Here is a 19,492-nt window from a genome sequence, read left to right as displayed (position 1 = left end):
GTATGTCTCCGTACGTTGGCAACGGATGCGCCTGCGGCGCCCAAGAGCACCAAAATTTGGCGGAAGGGAATGGGAGTCGAACCCACCCGGGACAGTCTCGCTGCCCCACCCGGATTTGAAGTCCGGACGCCCCACCAGGGACGATTCCCTTCCGTCTAGGCCACGCTCATGGAAGCGGGGACCTCACAAAACCACAGGCGGGCCGAACAAGTCCAGCCGGTGCGGATTGATGCGGCGCAGGTCACCCCGGCGCAGGGTGACGCCATGCCGGTCGAAGAAGTCCAGGATCTGGATGGCGACCTTGCGCCCGTTGTCCATGCGGTCGCGGAAGGGGGCCACGACGAAGGTGCCGCCGGGGGCCTGCGCCGCCACGTCCACGGCGATGGCCACCATCTCCCGCACCGTGTCGCGCAGGAAGAAGTGGTCGTGCGCCACCTGGTCGGCCCAGCCCATGCGGCCGGCCAGCTTCAGGATGCGGCGCACCTCCGTCTCCTCCCGCCCGGTTTCGGTGGCGATGTCACGCACGCGCGGCGGGCGGAAGCGCACCTCGCCGCCCAACAGGGGCGCCATCTCCGCCCAGGCCGCCTCATCCGCCGGCGCCAGGCGCACGGTGTGGCCGCTGAGCCGGATGAAGGACCCGTCCAGCGCCACCAGGCCCTGCGCCACCGCGCGCTGCACCGCCACGGCGAAGACGGCGGCGGGCAGGCGGGGCTGGACCGCCAGGCGCAGCTTCTCCCGCCCCATGCCTTGAAGGTCCGGGTTCTCCGCGTGATAGGCGGCCAGCGTCTCCGACAGGTGGGCGAGGAAGGCGGCCCACTGCTCCGCTGACAGGGCGGTGCGCGCCTCCCCCTGTTCCAGCACCACCAGGTCCAGCTCGGCGGCCAGTGCCTCGGCGGCGTCACCCGGCAGGGCGTGGTCGCGGACGAAGGCCGTCAGGTCCACTGTATGCGGCGGGATGGCCAGCAGGGCGCCCAGGGCGGCCTTGGCATCGGGCAGGGCCAGGGCGATGCGCTGGGCGACACGCTCCGCCGTGCGGCGGCGGCGGGGCGGGGGGCGCAGGTCGATGAAGCGGCCACCGCCCAGGGTGTGCTGGGCGGAAACGTCGCGGATGACGTAGCGGTCACCCACCGCCGCCGCGATGGGCCGCTCCAGCACCAGTTGAACCTGGGTCGCTTCGCCGCCCGCCAGCGTATCCTCCGACAGCAGGACGACGCGGGCGCCCACCTCCGCCGCCGCGTGGTGCAGCCGCACGGGGAACCATTGCGGCAGCGGCTTGGCCCCCGCCTCGCGCGGCAGCAGGCGCAGGCTGGCGTCGACGCGGTCGGTGGGGGCGTGCAGGGCCGGGGCCAGCACCATGTCGCCCCGGTGCAGCGCGTCCTTCACGATGTCCGGCCCGGCCAGGTTCAGGGCGCAGCGGTCGCCGGCCCGGCCTTCCTCCGCCACCATGTTCTGGGCGTGCAGGGAGCGGACGCGCGCCTCCAGGCCGGAGGGGCTGACCGTCACGGTGTCTCCCACCCGCACCCGGCCCGACAGCACCGTGCCGGTGACCACCACGCCCACGCCGGTCAGGGTGAAGGCGCGGTCGATGGCCAGGCGGAAGGCGCCGGTGTCTGCCGTGCTCTTGGCCGCCGCCTGGGTGCGCGCCTCCATCTCCAGCCGGGCGCGCAGGCCGGCGATGCCGGCGCCGCTGAGGGCGGAGACGGGCAGGATGTCGGCGCCGTCCAGGCTGGTGCCCGCCAGGGCCGCCCTGATCTCCGCCGTCACCTCCGCCAGCCGCTCGGGCAGGGCCAGGTCGGCCTTGGTCAGGGCCACCAGGCCGTGGCGGATGCCCAGCAGGTCGATGATGGCCAGATGCTCGCGCGTTTGCGGCATGACGCCATCGTCGGCCGCCACCACCAACAGGGCGTAGTCGATGCCGCCGGCCCCCGCCACCATGGTATGGACGAAGCGCTCATGCCCCGGCACGTCGACAAAGCCCAGCGTCGGGCCGTCGGGTAGGGGCAGATAGGCGAAGCCCAGGTCGATGGTGATGCCCCGGGCCTTCTCCTCCTTCAGGCGGTCGCCATCCACGCCCGTCAGGGCGCGGACCAGCGCGGTCTTGCCGTGGTCGATATGGCCGGCGGTGCCGATGATCATGGCCGGGAAAGCTCCGCCAGCGTGGCCACGAACCCGGCCTCGTCGCGCAGGCAGCGCAGGTCCAGCACCAGGCGCCCCTCCTCGATGCGGCCGATGATGGGGCGGGACAGGGCGCGGAAGGACGCGGCCAGTTGGGTTAGGGCGCCGCCGCCCGCGCGCACGGCCAGGCCGGCGCTGGGCAGGGTGTCCAGGGGCAGGGCGCCGGACCCGATCTGGCTGGCGCAGTCGCAGACCTCGACCGTGTGGCCGTCGCCGACCCCCTGTGCCAGGGCCTGCGCCAGGATGGGCGCCAGGCGCCGCGCCTGCGCTTCGATCTCCGCCTTGGGGCGGGACAGCAGGGCCAGGGTGGGCAGGCGCTGGGCCAGGCGGTCGGGGTCGCGGTACAGCTTCAGCGTCGCCTCGATGGCCGCCAGCCGCACCTTGTCCACGCGCAGGGCCCTCTTCATCGGGTTGCGGTTGACGGCGGCCACCAGGTCCCGGCGGCCGACGATGAAGCCGGCCTGGGGTCCCCCCAGCAGCTTGTCGCCGGAGAAGGTGACCAGGTCCGCCCCCTCCGCCACCGCCTCGCGCACCGTCGGCTCCCGCTTCAGGCCGTGGGTGGAGAGATCCACCAGGGTGCCGGAGCCCAGGTCGTTCAGCAGGGGCACGCCGGCGCCGTGGGCGATGTCCGCCAGCTCCGGCGCCAGCACCTCCTTGGTGAAGCCCTGGATGCGGTAATTGCTGGTGTGCACCTTCAGGATCACGCCGGTCTCGGCCGTCAGCGCGCCCTTGTAATCCTTGGCGTGGGTGCGGTTGGTGGTGCCGACCTCCACCAGCCGGGCGCCGGCCTGGGCCATGATGTCGGGCATGCGGAAGGCGCCGCCGATCTCGATCAGCTCCCCGCGCGAAACGATGGCGTCGCGGCCCTTGGCCAGGGTGTTCAGCGCCAGCAGCACGGCGGCGGCGTTGTTGTTTACCACGGTGGCGTCCTCCGCCCCCGTCAGCTCGCACACCAGGGCGCGGACATGGTCGTCACGCTCCCCCCGCTTGCCGCTGTCCAGGTCGAATTCCAGCGCCACCGGGTCGCCCATGGCGGCCAGGGCCGCCTCCATCGCCTCGGGCGCCAGCAGGGCGCGGCCCAGGTTGGTGTGCAGCACCGTTCCCGTCAGGTTGAACAGGGGCCGCAGGTTGGACCGGCTGGCGCTCTCCAGCCGGGTCAGGGCCAGGGCCACCACCGTTTCGGTATCGGGCACGGTGTCCCCGCCGGCCAGCAGGGCGGCGCGGGCCTCGGCCAGCACGGCGCGGAGGGCGTCGGTCGTCGCCGCGCGGCCATGGCGATCCAGCAGGGTGGACGCGGCGGGGGTGGCAAGGACGGCGCTGATGGAGGGAAGATCGCGGAGACGCACGGGACGGGGGCGCTTTCGTTGGGGACAAGTCCCTTGTGGCCCCCTTTTAAAATTTGGTCAATCCCGCCGGAATCAACGCCTTGGCCATCCTGCCGCCGTACGGCCTCCGGCCCCTGGCGACGGCCTCAGAACGCCAGGCCCAGCCCGACGGTCCAGCCGCGGACCCCGTTGCCGACGATGGCGGAGCCGCGCAGGGTGACGCCCTCCACCCCATAGCCCAGGTGGGGCGTCACCACCTCCAACCCGCCGCCCACCTCCAGGAACTTGTCGAAGCCCAGGAAGGCCTGTTGGGCGCCGATCAGGACGTTGCCCCGGCCGAAGGCGATCCAGCGCAAATCCTCGGCGAACAGATGGCCCAGCGGGCCGTCCAACTGCGCGTTGACGGTGGCGAAGCCGAAGCTGCCCGTGGTTTCCAGCGAGGGGTCGCTGACGCGGTTGGGGATGTCGGCGAACTCGCTGAAGCGGCCCATCAGGTGCAGCCGCAGGTCATCGGGCAGGGCGCGGTCGTGCAGCACCTCCACCCCGCCGCCGGCCAGGAAGCTGTCGATGCGCATACTGGTCAGGATGCCGCCCGTGCTTTCCCGCAGCAGGTCGGCGTCGGCACCGCTGAACTCCCCGCTGCCGCGAATGCGGGTGTAGCCGCCCAACGCCACCGGCCGGATGGTGGTGGATGGGCCCACCGGGATGTCCAGGCCGAAGCCGCCCAGCGCGGAATAGGACTTGAAGCTCTGCTTCACCTGTCCGGTGTCGGCCCCGGCGTCGGCGGGCGTGCTGCCGGTCGCCAGCGCCGTGTCCTGCCAGGCGCTTTCATAGCCCAGCGTCACCTCCAGGTAGGGGGCGACGCCGTCCGTGTCGTCCTTGTCGCGGAAGCTGTGGGTGATGGGCAGCTTGTAGCCGTGCAGCGTGATCTCGTTGCTGCTGTAGCGCGCCGCGCTGGCGTCGGGCGTACCGCCAAAGACGCCCAGCGTTTCAAAGCCGTGGCCGATATCCTCCGCCTTCAATTGTTGGCGCACCGCGTCGCGGATGGCCTGGGGATCGGTCCCCACGGTTTGCGCCCCCGCCGCCGGCCCCAACAGCATCGCGGCCACGGCGCCCGCCATGGCCGCCCACCGCAAACCGATCATTCCCGCGCCAGACTGTCCCGCGCCAGACTGCGGATTTCCCATGCGCATCGGCTCCAACCCTGCAACGCCCCTCCCAGGGAAATGCCATGCGGTGGCCGGTGGGCAATGGGCCAAGAGTAATAACGAAAATATGATGTTAAATAATTCGTATTGACGACGATTGTCATTGGTGTTTGAAATCATCCAACGGCATAGGCTGGAGGAATGATCATGAGAATGACGGCAACGGCGATGGCGCGTCCCCGGACGGAAGCGTGGGCGGGGGCCTGCCTACCCCTGGTCGCCCTGCTGTATCTCATGCTGCTGGGCACGATCTTCCCCGCGTAGGCGGCTTGTAGGCTGCCTGTGGAATAGTACTGTTTCCATGTGTGGAATAAGTTTCCGCGATCCCGGAAACAGGTGCGGCGGCCGCGGGTTTCCCCGGGCCGCCGCTCGTCCGCGGATCGCGGCGCTACCTCAGTTGGTGGTGGGGCGCTGTGCCGTCCGGTCCACCAGCCCAGCCCAATTGCTGACCGAAACAAAATGGGCATAGACCAGGGGCAGCCACCCGCGCTGCCGCCAGCGCTCGAACTCCTCGGCGCTCAGCTGGTTGAACTTGCCTTCGTCGATGACCTTGAAGCCCGCCAGGCTTAGCTTCTGGCCATCCTTCAGCGTCACGTCGGCGCGGTTTTCCACCAGCAGGCCGGCCTTTCGCAGCGCCTCCACGAACTCGGTGGTCGCGTTGTAATGGCCCTGGTAGTCGCTGCAGAAGGCCAGGGCGTTGCGGGTCACCTCGGTCGGCTGGCCGCCCTCGAACAGCTTGTTGGCGCCCCCGAGGCTGACGCTGGGGGCCGCCTCGTCGATGCACAGGGTGAACTCCGCCCGGTCCCGGTTTTCCATGAAGATGAAGGGGTAGCGGCGGACATAGGCGGGAATGTAGGCGCCGGCTTCCCAGCCGCCGTCGGCGTCCACGAACAGGTTTTCACCGTTGCGCATGCCCAGCAGGACCACGGCCTGGGGCGGGGCGCCATCCAGGAACAGGATGGGATAGTGCTTGCACGCCAGCGTGAATTCCGCCGCGATGACGGGCACCGAGTTGGCGCCGGTGGCGAACCGGTAGTCCGTGGCCGTCGCCAGCGACAGGTCGCCGTCGCGCTCCGCCGCCAGGGGGCGGGGGCGCTGGTAAAAGGCGGGAAGGGTTTGCTGCGTGCTCATTTCTGTTCCAGATCCCAAGGTGGATTAGGGTGCCGTTCCGGCCGTCGCCGCGACGACGGGACGCCCTGATGTTAGGGGGCCTGTCCCGCGCGCGGTCAACACCGGTGACGGGGTATTGCCCGTCACCGCCACGCTACCACCGATGGCGGAGCGAGGGGCACCGTTATCCACCTTCGCGATTGCTCAATCCCGTCCGGCCCCTCCCGGGTCCGGCCCTGGTGCCGAAAAGGGCGGACGGGCTGATCCGGGTTCACTCCGCCACTTGGGCCAAACGGACGCTGTGGCGGTTGACGGGCACGTCCAGGCCCAGATGGCCGCGCAGAGTGCTGGCCGTGTAGTCGGTGCGGAACAGGCCGCGACGCTGCAGGATGGGCACCACCTGCTCGGTGAACTGTCGGAAGGCGCCAGGCTTGCTGACATGGATGTTGAAGCCATCGGCGGCCCGGCCCACGAACCAGCGTTCGATCTCATCGGCCACCGTCTCCGCCGTGCCGATGAAACTGCCGCGCCAGCGGCCGAAGCGCCAGGCTGCCGCCCGCAGGGTCAGGCCTTCCTCCCGCGCCGTGCGGATGATGCGCTCCGCATGGCCCTTGTAGCCGTTCAGGCTGACATGGCTGAGGTCGGGGAAGGGGGCGTCCAGGTCGTATTGCCGGAAGTCGTGGTAGTTGAAGGGGCGCCCCAACTGGACCAGCAGCTTGTCCAGGTCCGCCTCCTGCTCCGCCGCCAGGCGTTCCGCCTCCTCCTGCGTGTCGGCGATGGTGACCGTCAGGCCGGGCAGAACGACGATCTTGTCCGGGTCGCGGCCCTTGGCGGCGGCGCGGGCTTTCAGGTCGGCGTAATAGGCCTGGGCGCCTTCGGAGGTGTCGGGGGTGGCGAAGGTGGCGCCCGCGATCTGGGCGCCCAGGTCGCGGCCGGCGTCGCTGTCCCCGGCCTGGAAGATGACCGGCTGCCCCTGCGGGCTGCGGGTCAGGGCCAGGGGGCCGGCGACGGAGAAGAAGCGGCCCTTGTGGTTCAGGGCATGCTGCTTGCTTTTGTCCAGGAACACGCCGGCCGCCTTGTCGCGGGGGAAGGCGCCATCCTCATAACTGTCCCAGAGACCCTGGACGACGGAGACGAACTCCGCCGCGCGCTGATAGCGTTCCGCATGGTCGAAATGCTGGTCGCGGCCATAGTTGCGGGCGGCCCCTTCCAGCCCCGTCGTCACCACGTTCCAGCCGGCGCGGCCCCGGCTGATGGTGTCCAGCGAGCCGAACTGCCGGGCAACGTTGTACGGCTCCCAGTAGGAGGTGGTGAGGGTGCCCACCAGACCGATGTGGCTGGTGGAAACGGCCAGGGCCGACAGCAGGGTCAGCGGTTCCAGCCGGTTCAGGAAATGCGGGGCGCTGTCGGGCGTGATGTAGGGGCTGTCGACGATGAAGACCAGGTCGAACTTGGCGGCCTCCGCCTGGCGGGCGGCGTCGATGTACCAGTTGATGTCGACGCTGGCGTCACCGGGCAGGTCGGGGTCGCGCCAATCGTCATGGGTGGTGCCGACGCCGGCCAGGATGGCGCCCAGGTGCAGGGTACGGGTCATGGTGTGGATCTCCCAGGCGGGGGCCAGGGGCTGGCCGCCAATGGTGGGTTCGGGGAAGGCTGTCGGTGGGAAGTCTAGCGCCGCCCGGCGCGCCGGAAATTTTGGAAATCGTGCAGCGATTGTTTGGCGGCGCTGAAGGATGGCTCAGAACTTCACCGACACGCGGCTGTAGTAGTAGCCGCCGGTGATGCCGAAGGGGGAGAACAGGCCGTATTTGTTCAGGCCGGTCTTGGCGTCGACGATGCCGATGGCGTCGGGATAGACGTCGAACAGATTGTTGGCGCCCAGGCTGATGCTGACGCGGTCGGTCACATCCACGCCCACGTCCAGGTCGGTGATCCATTTGGCGCTGAAGGTGCGGTCGTTGCTGGCCACGGTGCCGGCCTCGGTATAGCTGCCATAGCGGGTGACGCGCGTGCCCACATGTAGGCGGTCCCAATGCCAGTTGGCCGACAGGATCAGCTTGCCGCGCGGGGTGCCGTCGGTCAGGTCCGCCTGCCGCTGCCGGTCGAACAGCGCATAGCCCAGGGTGGCCAGTTGCGTGGGCGTCGGCTTGATATGGGTGATGGTGGTGCGCGTCCAGCTGTAGGCGGCGCCCAGCCGCACGTCGCCAGCATTCCCCAGATCTGCCAGGTAGTTGGCCACGGCGTCCACCCCGTCCGTCCGGGTGTCGGCGGCGTTGGTGTAGTACTGCGCCGACAGGCCGGGTGCGAAGCCGGCCCGCTGCAGGATGGTGGACACGGCGCTGCCGGTCAGCAGCCCGGTTTCGACGATGCGGTCCGTGATGTCGATGCGGTAGGCGTCCAGCGTCAGTTGCAGGTTGCGCACCGGTTCGGCCGTCACGCCCACGCTGTAGTTGGTGGAGGTTTCGGGCGTCAGGGGCGTGGCGCCCAGGGCCTTGGCCTCGCCCGAGGTGGCGGGCAGCACTTTGATGGGCAGGGTGATGTAATTGCCGGCCGCGTCCACCGTGCCGGTGAAGGTGGAGGAGGCGTAGATGCTCTGCGCCAGTGAGGGCGCGCGGAAACCGTTGCTGACCGTGCCGCGCAGGGCGTAGCCGGGCGCCAGCTCATAGCGCGTGGCGATCTTGCCGCTGGCGGTGTCGCCCACGGCGCCGGTGTAATGCTCCACCCGGCCGGCGGCGTCCACCGACCAGGCCGGCGTCAGGTTGGTGGCCAGGTCGACATAGGCGGCGCCGTTGTTGCGGGCGATGGCGCCGCTGTCGGCGGGGGAGGTGCCGTTGTACGAGGCGAGGCCCGGCTGGGGATGCTGGCCGGCATAATAGCCGCTGGGAATGACATAGCTGCCGATGGCGTAGCTGGCGGGGTCGCCGGGGGCGATCTCATAGCGTTCATACCGGTGCTCGAACCCCCAGGCGACCGTGACCGGGGCGGGCAGGCCGAAGTCCAGCGGGCGGTTCACGTCCAGGTTGGTGGTCACCTGGTCGAAGGTCTGGTCGGCCAGGTGGAAATAGGTGGGGCTGGTCGGCCCCAAGGTGGCGTTCAGCGTGTTCTCGCCATCCAGCTTGGCGTCATCCCGGCCATAGGTGGTGCTGAGGTCCCAGGACCAGGAGGCGATCTCACCCCGCCCGCCGACCGTGGTTTGGAAGTCCGTCTCCCAGATGCGGCGCAGGGCGTTGAAGCCGTTGGGATAGACCTCGGGCAATGAGTTGAGGTTGTTGGGCAGGAAGCTGCCGGTGTTCTTGCGCGACCGGCGCTTGGACACGGTGCTGAAGGAATAGAGCGTGACGTCGTCGCCGACCGGCAATTCGGCATTATACGATCCGCTGTAGATCGTCTCCTGTCCGGGGCCGTAGCCGCCGCCGTAGAAGGTGCGGTCGGCCGTGGCCTCGCGCGGGTCCCGGGCGCCGTTGGGCAGCGGATTGTACAGGTTTGCCACGCTGGTGGGGGCGGCCCGGCTGGCCGACTGGTTGTCCTTGTAGTCGGCGGACAGGTTTATGAAACCCTGTCGCGGCAGCTCCAGCCCATAGTTGGCGGCCACGTGCTTGGTGAAGCCGTCACCGCCATAGTTCTGGCCCAGGCTGCTCTCGACACTGCCGCCCTCGGCGTTTTTCTTCAGGATGATGTTGATGACGCCGGCGATGGCGTCCGATCCATATTGCGCGGCGGCGCCGTCGCGCAGCACCTCGATATGGTCGATGGCGCCCACGGGGATCAGGTCCAAATCCACCGGGACGCCGCCGTTGGCGATGCGCGCCAAGTTGTTGATCAGGGCGGTGTTGTGCCGCCGCTTGCCGTCGACCAGCACCAGCGCCTGGTCCCCGTTCAGGCCGCGCATGGTCGTGGACCTAACGGTCCAGCTGGTGCCGCCGCCGTTGACGCCCGGCAGGTTGAAGGAGGGTACCAGCTGGTTCAGCAGCTCCTTCAGGCCCACCTTGCCCGTTTCCGCCAAGGCGGCCGATCCCACGACATCGATGGGGGAGGGGCTGTCGATGGCCGCCCGGCTGCCGCCGCGCAGGCCTGTCACCACCGTTTCCTGCACCGCGTCCCTATCCGTGGCGTCACTGGCGGGGGCCGTCGCCGGGGGCGCCGGTTCCGTCGCCCAGGCGGTGGCGGTGCCAAGGGCGGGTAAGACCAGGGCGGTGGCCAGCAACAGGACCTTATGGCGATTTAGAATGGCGGCGGCGTTCATGTAAAACCCCCTTCGTCCCGGCTTGGCACCCCTGCCGGGCTTCCCCGATGTTGAATAAACCGATGGGTTTTTAGACAGGCCGCCGCCCTGGCCCGTAAATCGACTTATCCTTGAGAATTTGATGAGGGCACTAAATTGGTAGTCAGGCCGACCATCATTGAGATCAGCCCTCTGGGACGAAGTCTAGGAAAGCCGGGACTCTTATATTGCGGCAAATGAGTGTGAAATAAAGAGCTATGCGATATATTGTACATCGTTATGCTGCGGACTCGGGTTGCTGGTTTGCGTCCTGCCATGTGTAATTGGGGCAATGAGAAACCATGGACAGTGAGGACCGTGCCCCATGCCCCCGAATCTGCCCACCGAGCTGCTGCGCACCTTCGTCGCCATCGTTGACGCCGGCACCTTGCAGAAGGCCACGGAGCGTATTTTCCTCACCCAGTCGGCTCTCAGCCTGCAGATCAAGCGGCTTGAGGACCTGCTGCAGACGCAGTTGTTCCTGCGGGAGGGGCGGCGCCTGACCCTTGCGCCGGCGGGGGTGACGCTACTGGGCTTCGCCCGCAAGATCCTGGAGATGAATGAGCAGGCGGTCAGCGCCGTCACCGCCGGGGCCTTCGCCGGGCCCGTGCGCGTGGGCATGGTGCAGGACATGACCGACAGCCTGTTGACCGGGGTGCTGGCCAGCTACGCCCAGATCCATCCGCAGGCGCAACTGCACGCCCGCATCGCCGGCACGGCGGAACTGCTGGATCTGCTGACGTCCGACCGGCTGGACGTGGTGGCGGGTTTCGGCCCGGCGGGCGATCCCAACGGCGTGCTGACCGTGCCAGTGCGCTGGATGGGCAATCCGGAACTCTTGAGCGCTGACGTGTTGCCCCTGGTGGTGCTGGAAACGCCCTGCCGCTTCCGCGAAGCGGCGCTGGCGGCCCTGGACCGCATCGGCCGACCGCACCGCATCGTGGTGGAAACCCCCAACCTGTCCAGCCTGCGCGCCGCCGTGCGCGCCGGCCTGGGCCTGACCTGCCGCGCCATGGCCTTCGACCCGCTGCCGCCCCTGCCGCATGGGGTGCTGCCGCCGCTGGCGCCCGTCAGCGTGGTCCTGGCCCACCGCCCCAACCCGTCAGAGTCCATCGCCAGCCTGATCGGCTTGGTGCATCAGGCGATTGGCACCCAGGGCGCGGGCGACGATGACGGCGAGGAGGATGAGCCGAGGGCCAACGCGGCGTGAGTGGAAGGGAGGCATCGTCTGGCGTCCCCTTATTCCGGTAATTCGTCGCCGGGTTGTGGCGGCGTGTCGGGCACGCGAGCCAGGAAGGCGGCGAATCCTTGGCCTGAAGCGCCTGCAGCCCGCGCGTGCAGGAACGCAGCGGCGGTTTCGACAGAGCGGTCCTGGGCCGGTACTGACGGTTTCAGCGGATCGGTTTCTTTGATCATCTCGTGGCTACCTGATGGTAAGGCAGCGAAATTTCGCACGGATGACGATAGCGAAGCGCAAATGGCCGAACAACAGCCCGGCCATCCTGCGTCCTCTTTCAAAACTTACGCATCATACCCCGGCGATTCCCGGGCCAGGCGGCGCAGCAGGCCGGCCCAGGGCAGTTGGGCGTGGTCGGGGCGGTGGTTGGCCACCTGCTGGCGCACCTCGGCCTGGGCGTGTTCCGGGGCCAGCAGGATGCCGTCGCGGCCGGCGCTGAGGGTGCGTACCTGCAGGGTGGCGGAGCGTTCCAGGGCGTGGATGCCCAGGAAGGCGTGGGCGGCGGTGGGGCCCAGCGCCAGGGTGCCGTGGTTGCGCAGCAGCATCAGGCTCTTGTCGCCCAGGTCCGCCACCAGCCGCTCCCGCTCATCCAGGTGCAGGGCGATGCCCTCATAGTCGTGATAGGCCAGGCGCGGGATCACGGTCAGGGAATGCTGGTTCAGGGGCAGCAGCCCTTCCTTGTGAGCCGAGACGGCGATGCCGTCGGCGGTGTGCAGGTGGATGACGAACTTGGCGTCGGGCCGCGCGCCGTGGATGGCGGAATGGATGGTGAAGCCCGCCGGGTTGATGCCGTATTCCGTGTCGCCCCACGCTGGCGCCTGCAGGATGTTCCCGTCCAGGTCCACCTTCACCAGGCTGCTGGCGGTGATCTCGTCGAAGTACAGGCCGTAGGGGTTGATCAGGAAATGCTCCTCCGGTCCCGGCACGCGGGCGGAGATGTGAGTGTAGATCAGGTCGGTCCAGCCGAACAGGGCCACCAGGCGGTACAGCGCCGCCAACTCCACCCGCACCTGCCACTCTGCCGCGTCCACCCGCCCCTTCAGGGATTGGATGCCCAGATAAGAGCCGTCCGCCATCGTCATTCTCCACTGCGTTGATTGGCCTTCAGCGTCGATCCACGCGGGCGAAACGTCAAATTGGGGTTTTTAAAGCATGCCTTGAGCGGCCGTGCGGGCGACGTCCTCTCAAGCGATTGTTGAAACTTATCAAACAGTCGGCGGCGCGCGCGTCCGCTAGCCTGGGCCCCGGCAGCAATGGCTCGGGGTTCGGGTGCATCATGGCGTGGGGGCAGGATTGGTCGCGGCGGGGTTTCTTACGGGCGGGCGCGGGGCTGGGGGCGGCCGTCGCCGTTCCGGCGCTGCTCACCGGCTGCGATGACAAGAAGGCGCCGGGCGTCCTGAAGGTGGGGGACCAGCGCGGCGGGTTGCAGGCGCTGCTCAGCGCCTATCCTGACGACAAGCCCGGCCTGGACTATCAGGTGGAGTGGGCGCAGTTCCCCAACGCCGCCCCGGTGATCGAGGCGCTGAACGCCCGGGCCATCGACGTGGGCGCGGTGGGTGACGCACCCTTCGGCTTCGGCCTGGCGAGCAAGGCGCAGGTCAAGGCGCTCGCGGCCTACCGCTCCAGCGGGGCGGGGACCGCCATCCTGGTGAAGGGCGACGGGCCGGTGCGGGCGGTGGCTGACCTGGCCGGCCATACCGTCGCCACCAGCAAGGGCTCCATCGGCCATTTCCTCGTCCTGCGCGCGCTGGCGGAGGCGGGGGTGCCGGTGGACAAGGTCACCATCGCCTTCCTGGCGCCCAACGACGCCAAGGCCGCTCTGCTGGCCGGCAGCATCGACGCCTGGGCCACCTGGGACCCCTACAGCGCCCTGGGGGAGTTGCACGACGGCCTGACGGTGCTGGTGAATGCCGAGGGGCGCATGCCCGGCCTTTCCTACCTGCTATCCACGCCCACGGCCCTGTCCCAGCGGCGGGCCCTGCTGCGGGACTTCGTCGGCCGCGTCAACCGGGCCCGCGACTTCACCCGCGCCCAGCCGGACAAATACGCCGCCGTCTTCGCCGAGCAGACGGGCGTGCCGGCGGAGGTGGCGCTGCTGATGATCCGCCGCACCAACTTCCAGCCCGTGGTGATCGACGACGGCATCATCGCCGACCAGCAGAGCGTGGTGGACCAGTTCGCCAAGGTGGGGCTGGGGGGCGATGGGCTGGATGTCCGGCCCGCCTTCGAACGGTCGCTCTGACGCGAAGAAACTCAGATCAAAGGCCGCGCAGCATGGCCATGAAGAGGGCGACCCGTGACTGGTGGGTTTCAACCGCCTCACCCAGATCGGCCCCACCCAGGTTGGCATCGCTGCAAAGCCCCAGGAAAAAGGTGGCGATCATTCCCGCCACCGCCCTGGCGTCCAGCGCCGGGTTCGCTGCCGCCACGTTGCGCTCAAGGCTGTCCAGGCGCCGCGTGTTGTAGGACCGTATCAGGTCCGCCGCCGCGTCCGGCAGGGCGCCGATGGCGCCGGTGGCGTTGACGACGAGGCAGCCGGGCTGGCTTTCCAGGATGAACGGCGCCTCGGTCAGGAATTTTTCGATATTCGCCCAGCCCAGCGGTTCGCGCGCCAGCAGGCGCAGGACCGGCCCGGTGTCCAGGTAGCGGTGAAGGGCCGCCAGGAACAGGTCCTCCTTGCCCGAGAACTCGGCATAAAGCCCCGACTTGTTGACGCCGGTCGCCTGTTCCAACTGCTGCACGTTGGTGCCGGCGTAGCCCTGCCGCCAAAAAAGAGGGATGGCCTTATCCAGGACGGCGTCCCGCGTGAATTGCTTTGGTCTGGCCATGCCGCCCACCCCACCGGGTCTGTATCGATCGGTTCAATAATCGCGTCTGGAATCTATAATGAACTGTTTGGTTCAGAAAGTCATTGACGGAATGCCTCTCCAGGGTTATGAACCAAACAGTTCGAAATGCGCCGGGCCATGGCCTGGCAGGGAGCGATGAATGCGCCTTACGGTATCGAATAGGACCGGCTTCTGGATCGCCGCCGGGGTGGTGGCGCACACGCTGTGGACCAGCGCCGCGCCCGCCATGGTCTATCCGCTGTATGCCAGCCATTGGCATCTCAGCCCCACCATCACCACCGGCATCTTCGCCGTCTATCCGGTCACGGTCGTCGCCGTGCTGGTGCTGTTCGGCAACCTGTCCGACCAGCTTGGCCGCCGTTTGGCGATGCTGTGCGGGGTGGCGGCCTCGGCCGCCGGTGTGCTGTTGTTCGCCATGGCTGGCGGCGTGGCGCACCTGTTCATCGGCCGCTTCCTGATGGGGGTCGGTGTCGGTCTGTCGGCCGGCCCATCGGCCGCCGCGCTTGCGGATTACGCTGGCGGCGTGGACGGGGCGGCACGCGCCAGCGCCGCCACCCTGGGGGCGCAGTCGGCCGGCCTGGCCGCGGCGCTGCTGGTGGGCGGGGCCTTGGTGCAGTACGCGCCCTATCCCGCGCATCTCGGCTTCTGGGTGCTGGCCGCCCTGCTGCTGGCGCTGCTGGCCGGTGTCGCGCTGCTGCCCCGCCGGCCAGCGGCGGTCTCTTCGGTGGGGTGGAGGCCGGCGTTGCCGCGGGTGCCGGCCGGTTTGGGCGCGGTCTTCGGAATCGCCGCCTTCACGGTCATGACCGCTTACGTCCATGGCGTCATGATCGCCTCCCTGGGGGCGCAAGTGGCGAGGGACCTGGTGCGGTCCGACAACAGCCTGGTCAACGGCGCCGCCCTGGCGTTGTTCGCCATCGCCCTGGGCGTCACCGGCCTGTTCGCCCGCCGGCTGCGGCCGGAGCCGGCCATCCTGATGGGGGCCGGCGCCTCCATGGCGGGGATGGGTTTCCTGGCGACGGCGGTCCTGGCGCACAGCCTCGCCTCCTTCCTGGCCGCCACCGTGACCTCGGGCATGGGATACGCCTGGTTGGTCTATGGCGGCTTGGCGGCGTTGAACGCGGCGGCCCCTCAGGGGGCGCGGGGCGGGCTGCTCTCCGCCGTGTTCCTGCTGGCCTACCTGTTCACCGGCCTGCTGGCCCTGGCCCTGGGACGCTTGGCCACGGCCACGGACATGGCCATCGCCGTCCTGACCGGGGCGGCGGTCATGACGGCCCTGTGCGCCATCCTGTTGGTTCTGATGGCCCTGCGCGCGGGACGGGGGTTGAGCGCCCGCGTCAGCGCGCCTTTCGTTTAAGTATTTTGAACCATTTGGTTCTGAACCGTCCAAATTCGCCCACTTCATCCAAGCCCACTTCATCCAAGCCCACTTCATCCAAGATTGGAGACATCAGATGGCCCTTCGGATTTTCCCCATCAATCTCGGCAACCTGACAATGGATGCCTCTGGCCTGGTCCTGTTCCGCACCCCCGGTGTGAAGACCACCATTCCCTTCCTGGGCTTCCTCATCACCGGTGGCCAGGAGCCGATCCTGGTTGACACCGGCCCCCGGGATCCGGAGGCATTCGCCGCCTTCGGCATGGAGTGCGTCCGGACGCCGGAGATGACGCTGGACCACCATCTGGCGCAGCATGGCCTGCGCCGGCGGGATATCCGCCAGGTCGTCCATACCCATGCGCACCTGGACCATGTCGGGGGCGATGATCTGTTCCCCATGACCACGACGGTGGCCCTGGCCCGGCGGGAGTTGGAGTTCGCCGCGTCCGGCGTCATGGGGCCCGGCATGTACACGGCGCATGATACCAAGCACCTGATCGACCGCCTGCACACGCGCGGCGCCTTGCGGCTGTTCGATGTCGACGGCACCTTTGAGGAAGAGGTCATTCCCGGTGTCGCCGTGCGGCTGTCGGGGGGGCATACGCCCGGTTCCCTGTCCGTGCTGGTGGAAACGGATGAGGGGATGGTCAACATCGCCGGCGACATCGCCTACAACATCGATGACCAGCTGGTGTCACCCTTGCTGGACCAGGCGTCGCACGAGCCGACCATCACCGGCAACCACGCCATGACCAGCCTGGAGGAGAAGCGCGCCTTGAAAAAGGCCTTGTCCGACAGCCGGTTCCTGTTGGTCGGGCACGATCATCCGGCCCTGGTCGCCGGCGGCCGCATCGTCGGCCGTTACACCGACGCCATCAGCAACCCCGCCGCGGATGTCACCAAGGCGGCCAATTACCAGCCCATCCCCGTGGCCGCCGCCGCCGCGTAGGCCGCTCGCCGCTGGCGGGGGCGGGGTCAGTCCTCCGCCTCCGCCAGCAGGGTTTCCACCTCCGACGCGCGGGTCAGGGTGATGTCCACCGGGCAGCGGTTGGCGATGGACAGCAGCTTGGCCCGCTGTTCCTCGTCCAAGGGGCCTTCCAGCACGATGGTCCGCGTGAACAGGTCGGCTGGTGTCTGGTCCGGCCGCTTGGTGTGGGTCACGCGCGTCTGGGCGCGCACCAGGGGCAGGCCCTTGCGTTCCGCGTACATGCGCATGGTCATGGTGGTGCAGGCGGCCAGGCCCGCCGACACGAAGTCATAGGGGGCCAGGCCGCTGTTCAGGCCGCCCACGTCCACCGGCTCATCCGCCAGGAACTGGTGCGGGCCGCTGCGCATGGCCAGCTGATAGCGCCCGCGGCCGGTTTCCACCGCCAGCACGCCGTCCGCCTCGCCATGGGGGCTGGGCGCCTCCCCCTGCCGTGGCAGGTAACGCTCGGCCCAGGCGGCGATGACGGCGGCGGCATAGTCGGCATCGGCCGGCCGGGTCAGCAGGTGGTCCGCGTCGTCCAGCGAGACGAAGCTCTTGGGATGCTTGGCCGCGACGAAGATGCGGGTGGCGTTGTCGATACCCACCGTCATGTCACCCGGGGCGTGCAGGACCAGCAGCGGCCGGCGCAGATGGGCGATGCGCGACGCCATGTCCTGTTCACGGGCGTCGTCGACGAAGCTCTGGCGGATCACGAAGGGCCGGCCGGCCAGGTCGACCTCCGCCTCGCCCTCCGCCTCGATGCGGTGCAGCGCCTCCGGCCCGAAGGTCCGCAGCACGTGGGCGACGTCGGACGGGGCGGCGATGGTCACCACGGCCTTGACCGTGGGCATGTCGCCGGCGGCGGCCAGGGCCGCGGCGCCACCGAAACTATGCCCCACCAGCAGGCTGGGCGGCATGCCGGCCTGGGTCATGGCGGCGCCCGCCGCCACCAGGTCATCGACGTCGGCCGCGAAGCCGCCGCCGGCGAAATCGCCGCCGCTTTTGCCCAGGCCGGCGAAATCGAAGCGCAGCACGCCGATGCCGGTCATGGCCAGCGCGCGGGCCAGCCGCGTGGTGGCCAGGCTGTCCTTCCCGCAGGTGAAGCAGTGGGCCAGGATGGCCCAGCCGCGCGGCGCGCCCTCGGGCGGCTCTATCCGGCCGGACAGGCGATAGCCTTTGGCGCTGTCGAAGTCGAATTGCTGGCTGGCCATGACCGCCTCCTTATCCCTCTATGCCGGTCCCTCTTGTACCACCGCCGGTGGGGCGATGGCCAAGGGGGCCTACAGGGGAGGGGGGCCAAGGGGCCGGGGCGCCGAGGCGGGCGGCTACCGTCCCGACACCCGGCGCAGATGGCGCTTCAGACTGTCCTTGGGGATGCGCAGATCCTGGCTCCAGGCCTCGATGTCACCGGGGTGGCGCTGCATGACGTCCAGCAACTGCTCCGTCGGGATGTCGCCAGCGCTGCGCAAGGCGGGGGAGCGTTCCATCAGGCGGTACAGGCTGGTGCGGGACACGTTCAGCAACTCGGCCGCCGCCTTGACGTTCCAGCCCGCCCCCTCCAGCGCGGCCAGCAGCTCCGCCTCGTCCACCGTCGCCGGGTCGCGGCGCTTGCGCTCCGCCGCCGCGTCGGGCGACGCGGCGCGCGCCGACCCAACCGCCACCCCGCCCGCCACTCCACCGGCAGCCGGGCTGGCCGTCGCCGGCCGGGGCGGGGGAAGATCGGTCGCCAGGGTCACCGGTGTCCCCAGCCGGATCTGCCGGGCGACGCCGATCAGCTCCCGGATGTTGCCGGGCCAGCTGTGCAGCAGCAGGGGCATGACCTTCACCGCCGGCAGCGCGGCGGGGTCGTAGGCGTTCAGGTTGGGCTCCCCCCGGGTGAGGAAGTGGCGCAGCAGCAGGCCGATATCCACGCGGCGTTCGCTTAGGGGCGCCAGCTTGATGATCACCCCCTCCAGCCGGCGGCGCAGCGGCTGGTTGAAGGCGGGGTCGTCCAGCGGCCTGTCCGTGGCGGAAATCACCCGCACGTCGGCCTTCTGGTTCCGGGAATCGCCCAGCTTGCGATACTCGCCGCACTCCAGGGCGCGCAGCAGCATGGGCTGCACCTCTTTCGGGGTGTCGCCGATCTCATCCATGAACAGCGTGGCGCCGTCCGCCAGGGCGAACAGGCCGCTGCGTTCCCGGGTGGCACCGGTGTAGGCGCCGGCCGCGGCGCCGAACAGTTCCGCATGCGCCAGCGCCGGCGACAGCGTCGCCATGTTGATGGTGTGCAGCTTCTGGGACGCGCGGCCGCTCAGCGCATGGATGGCAGAGGCCACCAGTTCCTTGCCCACGCCGGTGGCGCCGCTGACGAACACGGGCAGGGCGGTCGGCGCCGCCTGGCGGATCAGGCCCCAGGCCACCTGCACGCTCTGGCTGATGCCGATCAGCCCGTGCTTGGCCGCCTCCGTCTGAATGGGCAGGCACGCTTCGAAGATGGACAGGATCACCGTGTCGGACAGGCAGATCAGGATGTCCGCCCCCAGCTCATCCAGGCTGACGGTCTGCGGCCCCTCGATCACCCGCCCGTTGACGGAGACGGACATGCGGCTTTCCGGCGGCCGGATCTCAAAGCCGCGCGGGCCCCGCCGGCGGATTTCCAGCGGCTGGCGCGAGATGTGGCGGTCTTCCAGCGCGCGGAGATTCTGCCCCACGGCGGAGCGGAACAGGGGCTGGAACCGGCTGAGGGCGAAGGCGCCGTCCGGCCCGAAGGCCAGGGGGGTGATCATGCCGACCAGGCTGGGGTCCGGATGCCAGACGATGCCCAGGCAGGCGACCGTATGGTCCCGACCACTCCACGGCGCCGCCCCGTGCAAGGTCGGGGCCGCCGTGGCGTCGGGGTTGTAGCTGGCGTGCATATTTTCCTCAGAGTCTCGGAAAAAATGATCAATTCTTATAAACCACGCCATATGCGGGTATAATTATGTATCACCTTGGCGAAACAAGATA

At 69.0% G+C, this 19,492-nt stretch carries 15 protein-coding genes and 1 tRNA gene; 4 read left to right on the top strand and 12 right to left on the bottom strand.

All coding sequences use genetic code 11. The annotated features are described in order from the left end of the window. Nucleotides 1–57: 57 nt before the first annotated feature. From ULB03_RS15990 to ULB03_RS15960, 7 genes are all read right to left on the bottom strand, one after another. Nucleotides 58–153: transfer RNA gene (locus tag ULB03_RS15990), tRNA-Sec, on the bottom strand. Nucleotides 154–183: 30 nt separating this feature from the next. Further along, complete coding sequence (gene selB / locus ULB03_RS15985; RefSeq protein WP_322484127.1) at nucleotides 184–2,136, bottom strand: selenocysteine-specific translation elongation factor; 1,953 nt, start codon at nucleotides 2,134–2,136, stop codon at nucleotides 184–186. Beyond that, on the bottom strand, nucleotides 2,133–3,521 hold the full coding sequence (gene selA, locus ULB03_RS15980; protein WP_322484126.1) for an L-seryl-tRNA(Sec) selenium transferase: 1,389 nt from the start codon (nucleotides 3,519–3,521) through the stop codon (nucleotides 2,133–2,135). Before selA ends, selB begins: the two co-directional genes overlap by 4 nt. 125 nt (nucleotides 3,522–3,646) lie before the next feature. Further along, a complete protein-coding gene (locus ULB03_RS15975) occupies nucleotides 3,647–4,645 on the bottom strand; it encodes a hypothetical protein (RefSeq protein WP_322484125.1) in 999 nt (332 codons plus the stop codon). Between the two features lie 456 nt (nucleotides 4,646–5,101). Next, nucleotides 5,102–5,839: a SapC family protein gene (locus ULB03_RS15970; RefSeq protein ID WP_322484124.1), complete on the bottom strand. Its 738-nt coding sequence runs from the start codon at nucleotides 5,837–5,839 to the stop codon at nucleotides 5,102–5,104. Between the two features lie 250 nt (nucleotides 5,840–6,089). Beyond that, entirely contained in the window at nucleotides 6,090–7,412 is a 1,323-nt protein-coding gene (locus ULB03_RS15965) for an LLM class flavin-dependent oxidoreductase (RefSeq protein WP_322484123.1), read from the bottom strand. A gap of 144 nt (nucleotides 7,413–7,556) precedes the next feature. Further along, nucleotides 7,557–10,061, bottom strand: coding sequence for a TonB-dependent receptor plug domain-containing protein (locus ULB03_RS15960; protein ID WP_322484122.1), 2,505 nt, complete (start codon nucleotides 10,059–10,061; stop codon nucleotides 7,557–7,559). Between the two features lie 343 nt (nucleotides 10,062–10,404). Between ULB03_RS15960 and ULB03_RS15955 the strand changes: the two genes are divergently transcribed. After that, complete coding sequence (locus tag ULB03_RS15955) at nucleotides 10,405–11,289, top strand: LysR substrate-binding domain-containing protein (RefSeq protein ID WP_322484121.1); 885 nt, start codon at nucleotides 10,405–10,407, stop codon at nucleotides 11,287–11,289. 29 nt (nucleotides 11,290–11,318) lie between these two features. Here ULB03_RS15955 and ULB03_RS15950 read toward each other — a convergent pair whose 3' ends face one another. Both ULB03_RS15950 and ULB03_RS15945 read right to left on the bottom strand, forming a co-directional pair. After that, entirely contained in the window at nucleotides 11,319–11,495 is a 177-nt protein-coding gene (locus ULB03_RS15950) for a hypothetical protein (RefSeq protein WP_322484120.1), read from the bottom strand. A gap of 105 nt (nucleotides 11,496–11,600) precedes the next feature. Next, entirely contained in the window at nucleotides 11,601–12,392 is a 792-nt protein-coding gene (locus ULB03_RS15945; protein WP_322484119.1) for a class II aldolase/adducin family protein, read from the bottom strand. A gap of 200 nt (nucleotides 12,393–12,592) precedes the next feature. Between ULB03_RS15945 and ULB03_RS15940 the strand changes: the two genes are divergently transcribed. Beyond that, entirely contained in the window at nucleotides 12,593–13,558 is a 966-nt protein-coding gene (locus ULB03_RS15940) for an ABC transporter substrate-binding protein (RefSeq protein ID WP_322484118.1), read from the top strand. A gap of 16 nt (nucleotides 13,559–13,574) precedes the next feature. Here ULB03_RS15940 and ULB03_RS15935 read toward each other — a convergent pair whose 3' ends face one another. Beyond that, complete coding sequence (locus ULB03_RS15935) at nucleotides 13,575–14,144, bottom strand: TetR/AcrR family transcriptional regulator (protein ID WP_322484117.1); 570 nt, start codon at nucleotides 14,142–14,144, stop codon at nucleotides 13,575–13,577. Nucleotides 14,145–14,304: 160 nt separating this feature from the next. Between ULB03_RS15935 and ULB03_RS15930 the strand changes: the two genes are divergently transcribed. Together ULB03_RS15930 and ULB03_RS15925 are read left to right on the top strand one after the other, a co-directional pair. Continuing rightward, on the top strand, nucleotides 14,305–15,519 hold the full coding sequence (locus tag ULB03_RS15930; RefSeq protein ID WP_322484116.1) for an MFS transporter: 1,215 nt from the start codon (nucleotides 14,305–14,307) through the stop codon (nucleotides 15,517–15,519). A 97-nt stretch (nucleotides 15,520–15,616) separates the two neighbouring features. Next, nucleotides 15,617–16,489: an N-acyl homoserine lactonase family protein gene (locus tag ULB03_RS15925; RefSeq protein ID WP_322484115.1), complete on the top strand. Its 873-nt coding sequence runs from the start codon at nucleotides 15,617–15,619 to the stop codon at nucleotides 16,487–16,489. A gap of 26 nt (nucleotides 16,490–16,515) precedes the next feature. On the opposite strand, the gene ULB03_RS15920 is transcribed toward ULB03_RS15925, so the two are convergent. Both ULB03_RS15920 and ULB03_RS15915 read right to left on the bottom strand, forming a co-directional pair. Beyond that, complete coding sequence (locus ULB03_RS15920) at nucleotides 16,516–17,718, bottom strand: bifunctional alpha/beta hydrolase/OsmC family protein (protein WP_322484114.1); 1,203 nt, start codon at nucleotides 17,716–17,718, stop codon at nucleotides 16,516–16,518. A gap of 114 nt (nucleotides 17,719–17,832) precedes the next feature. Beyond that, complete coding sequence (locus ULB03_RS15915) at nucleotides 17,833–19,401, bottom strand: sigma-54-dependent transcriptional regulator (RefSeq protein ID WP_322484113.1); 1,569 nt, start codon at nucleotides 19,399–19,401, stop codon at nucleotides 17,833–17,835. Nucleotides 19,402–19,492 lie beyond the last annotated feature (91 nt).

The organism is Nitrospirillum goiasense, assembly GCF_034427435.1.
Lineage (GTDB): Bacteria > Pseudomonadota > Alphaproteobacteria > Azospirillales > Azospirillaceae > Nitrospirillum.
Note: the sequence above shows the minus strand (reverse complement) of the source record. Positions and strands in the feature narration are given on the sequence as shown.

Coding starts and splice junctions, on each gene's coding strand:
- ULB03_RS15940 (WP_322484118.1), top strand. CDS start 12,593: ATGGCGTGGGGGCAGGATTGGTCGCGGCGGGGTTTCTTACGGGCGGGC.
- ULB03_RS15960 (WP_322484122.1), bottom strand. CDS start 10,061: ATGAACGCCGCCGCCATTCTAAATCGCCATAAGGTCCTGTTGCTGGCC.
- ULB03_RS15925 (WP_322484115.1), top strand. CDS start 15,617: ATGGCCCTTCGGATTTTCCCCATCAATCTCGGCAACCTGACAATGGAT.
- ULB03_RS15975 (WP_322484125.1), bottom strand. CDS start 4,645: ATGATCGGTTTGCGGTGGGCGGCCATGGCGGGCGCCGTGGCCGCGATG.
- ULB03_RS15965 (WP_322484123.1), bottom strand. CDS start 7,412: ATGACCCGTACCCTGCACCTGGGCGCCATCCTGGCCGGCGTCGGCACC.
- ULB03_RS15930 (WP_322484116.1), top strand. CDS start 14,305: ATGCGCCTTACGGTATCGAATAGGACCGGCTTCTGGATCGCCGCCGGG.
- ULB03_RS15950 (WP_322484120.1), bottom strand. CDS start 11,495: ATGATCAAAGAAACCGATCCGCTGAAACCGTCAGTACCGGCCCAGGAC.
- ULB03_RS15920 (WP_322484114.1), bottom strand. CDS start 17,718: ATGGCCAGCCAGCAATTCGACTTCGACAGCGCCAAAGGCTATCGCCTG.
- ULB03_RS15970 (WP_322484124.1), bottom strand. CDS start 5,839: ATGAGCACGCAGCAAACCCTTCCCGCCTTTTACCAGCGCCCCCGCCCC.
- ULB03_RS15955 (WP_322484121.1), top strand. CDS start 10,405: ATGCCCCCGAATCTGCCCACCGAGCTGCTGCGCACCTTCGTCGCCATC.
- ULB03_RS15935 (WP_322484117.1), bottom strand. CDS start 14,144: ATGGCCAGACCAAAGCAATTCACGCGGGACGCCGTCCTGGATAAGGCC.
- ULB03_RS15915 (WP_322484113.1), bottom strand. CDS start 19,401: ATGCACGCCAGCTACAACCCCGACGCCACGGCGGCCCCGACCTTGCAC.
- ULB03_RS15945 (WP_322484119.1), bottom strand. CDS start 12,392: ATGGCGGACGGCTCTTATCTGGGCATCCAATCCCTGAAGGGGCGGGTG.
- selB (WP_322484127.1), bottom strand. CDS start 2,136: ATGATCATCGGCACCGCCGGCCATATCGACCACGGCAAGACCGCGCTG.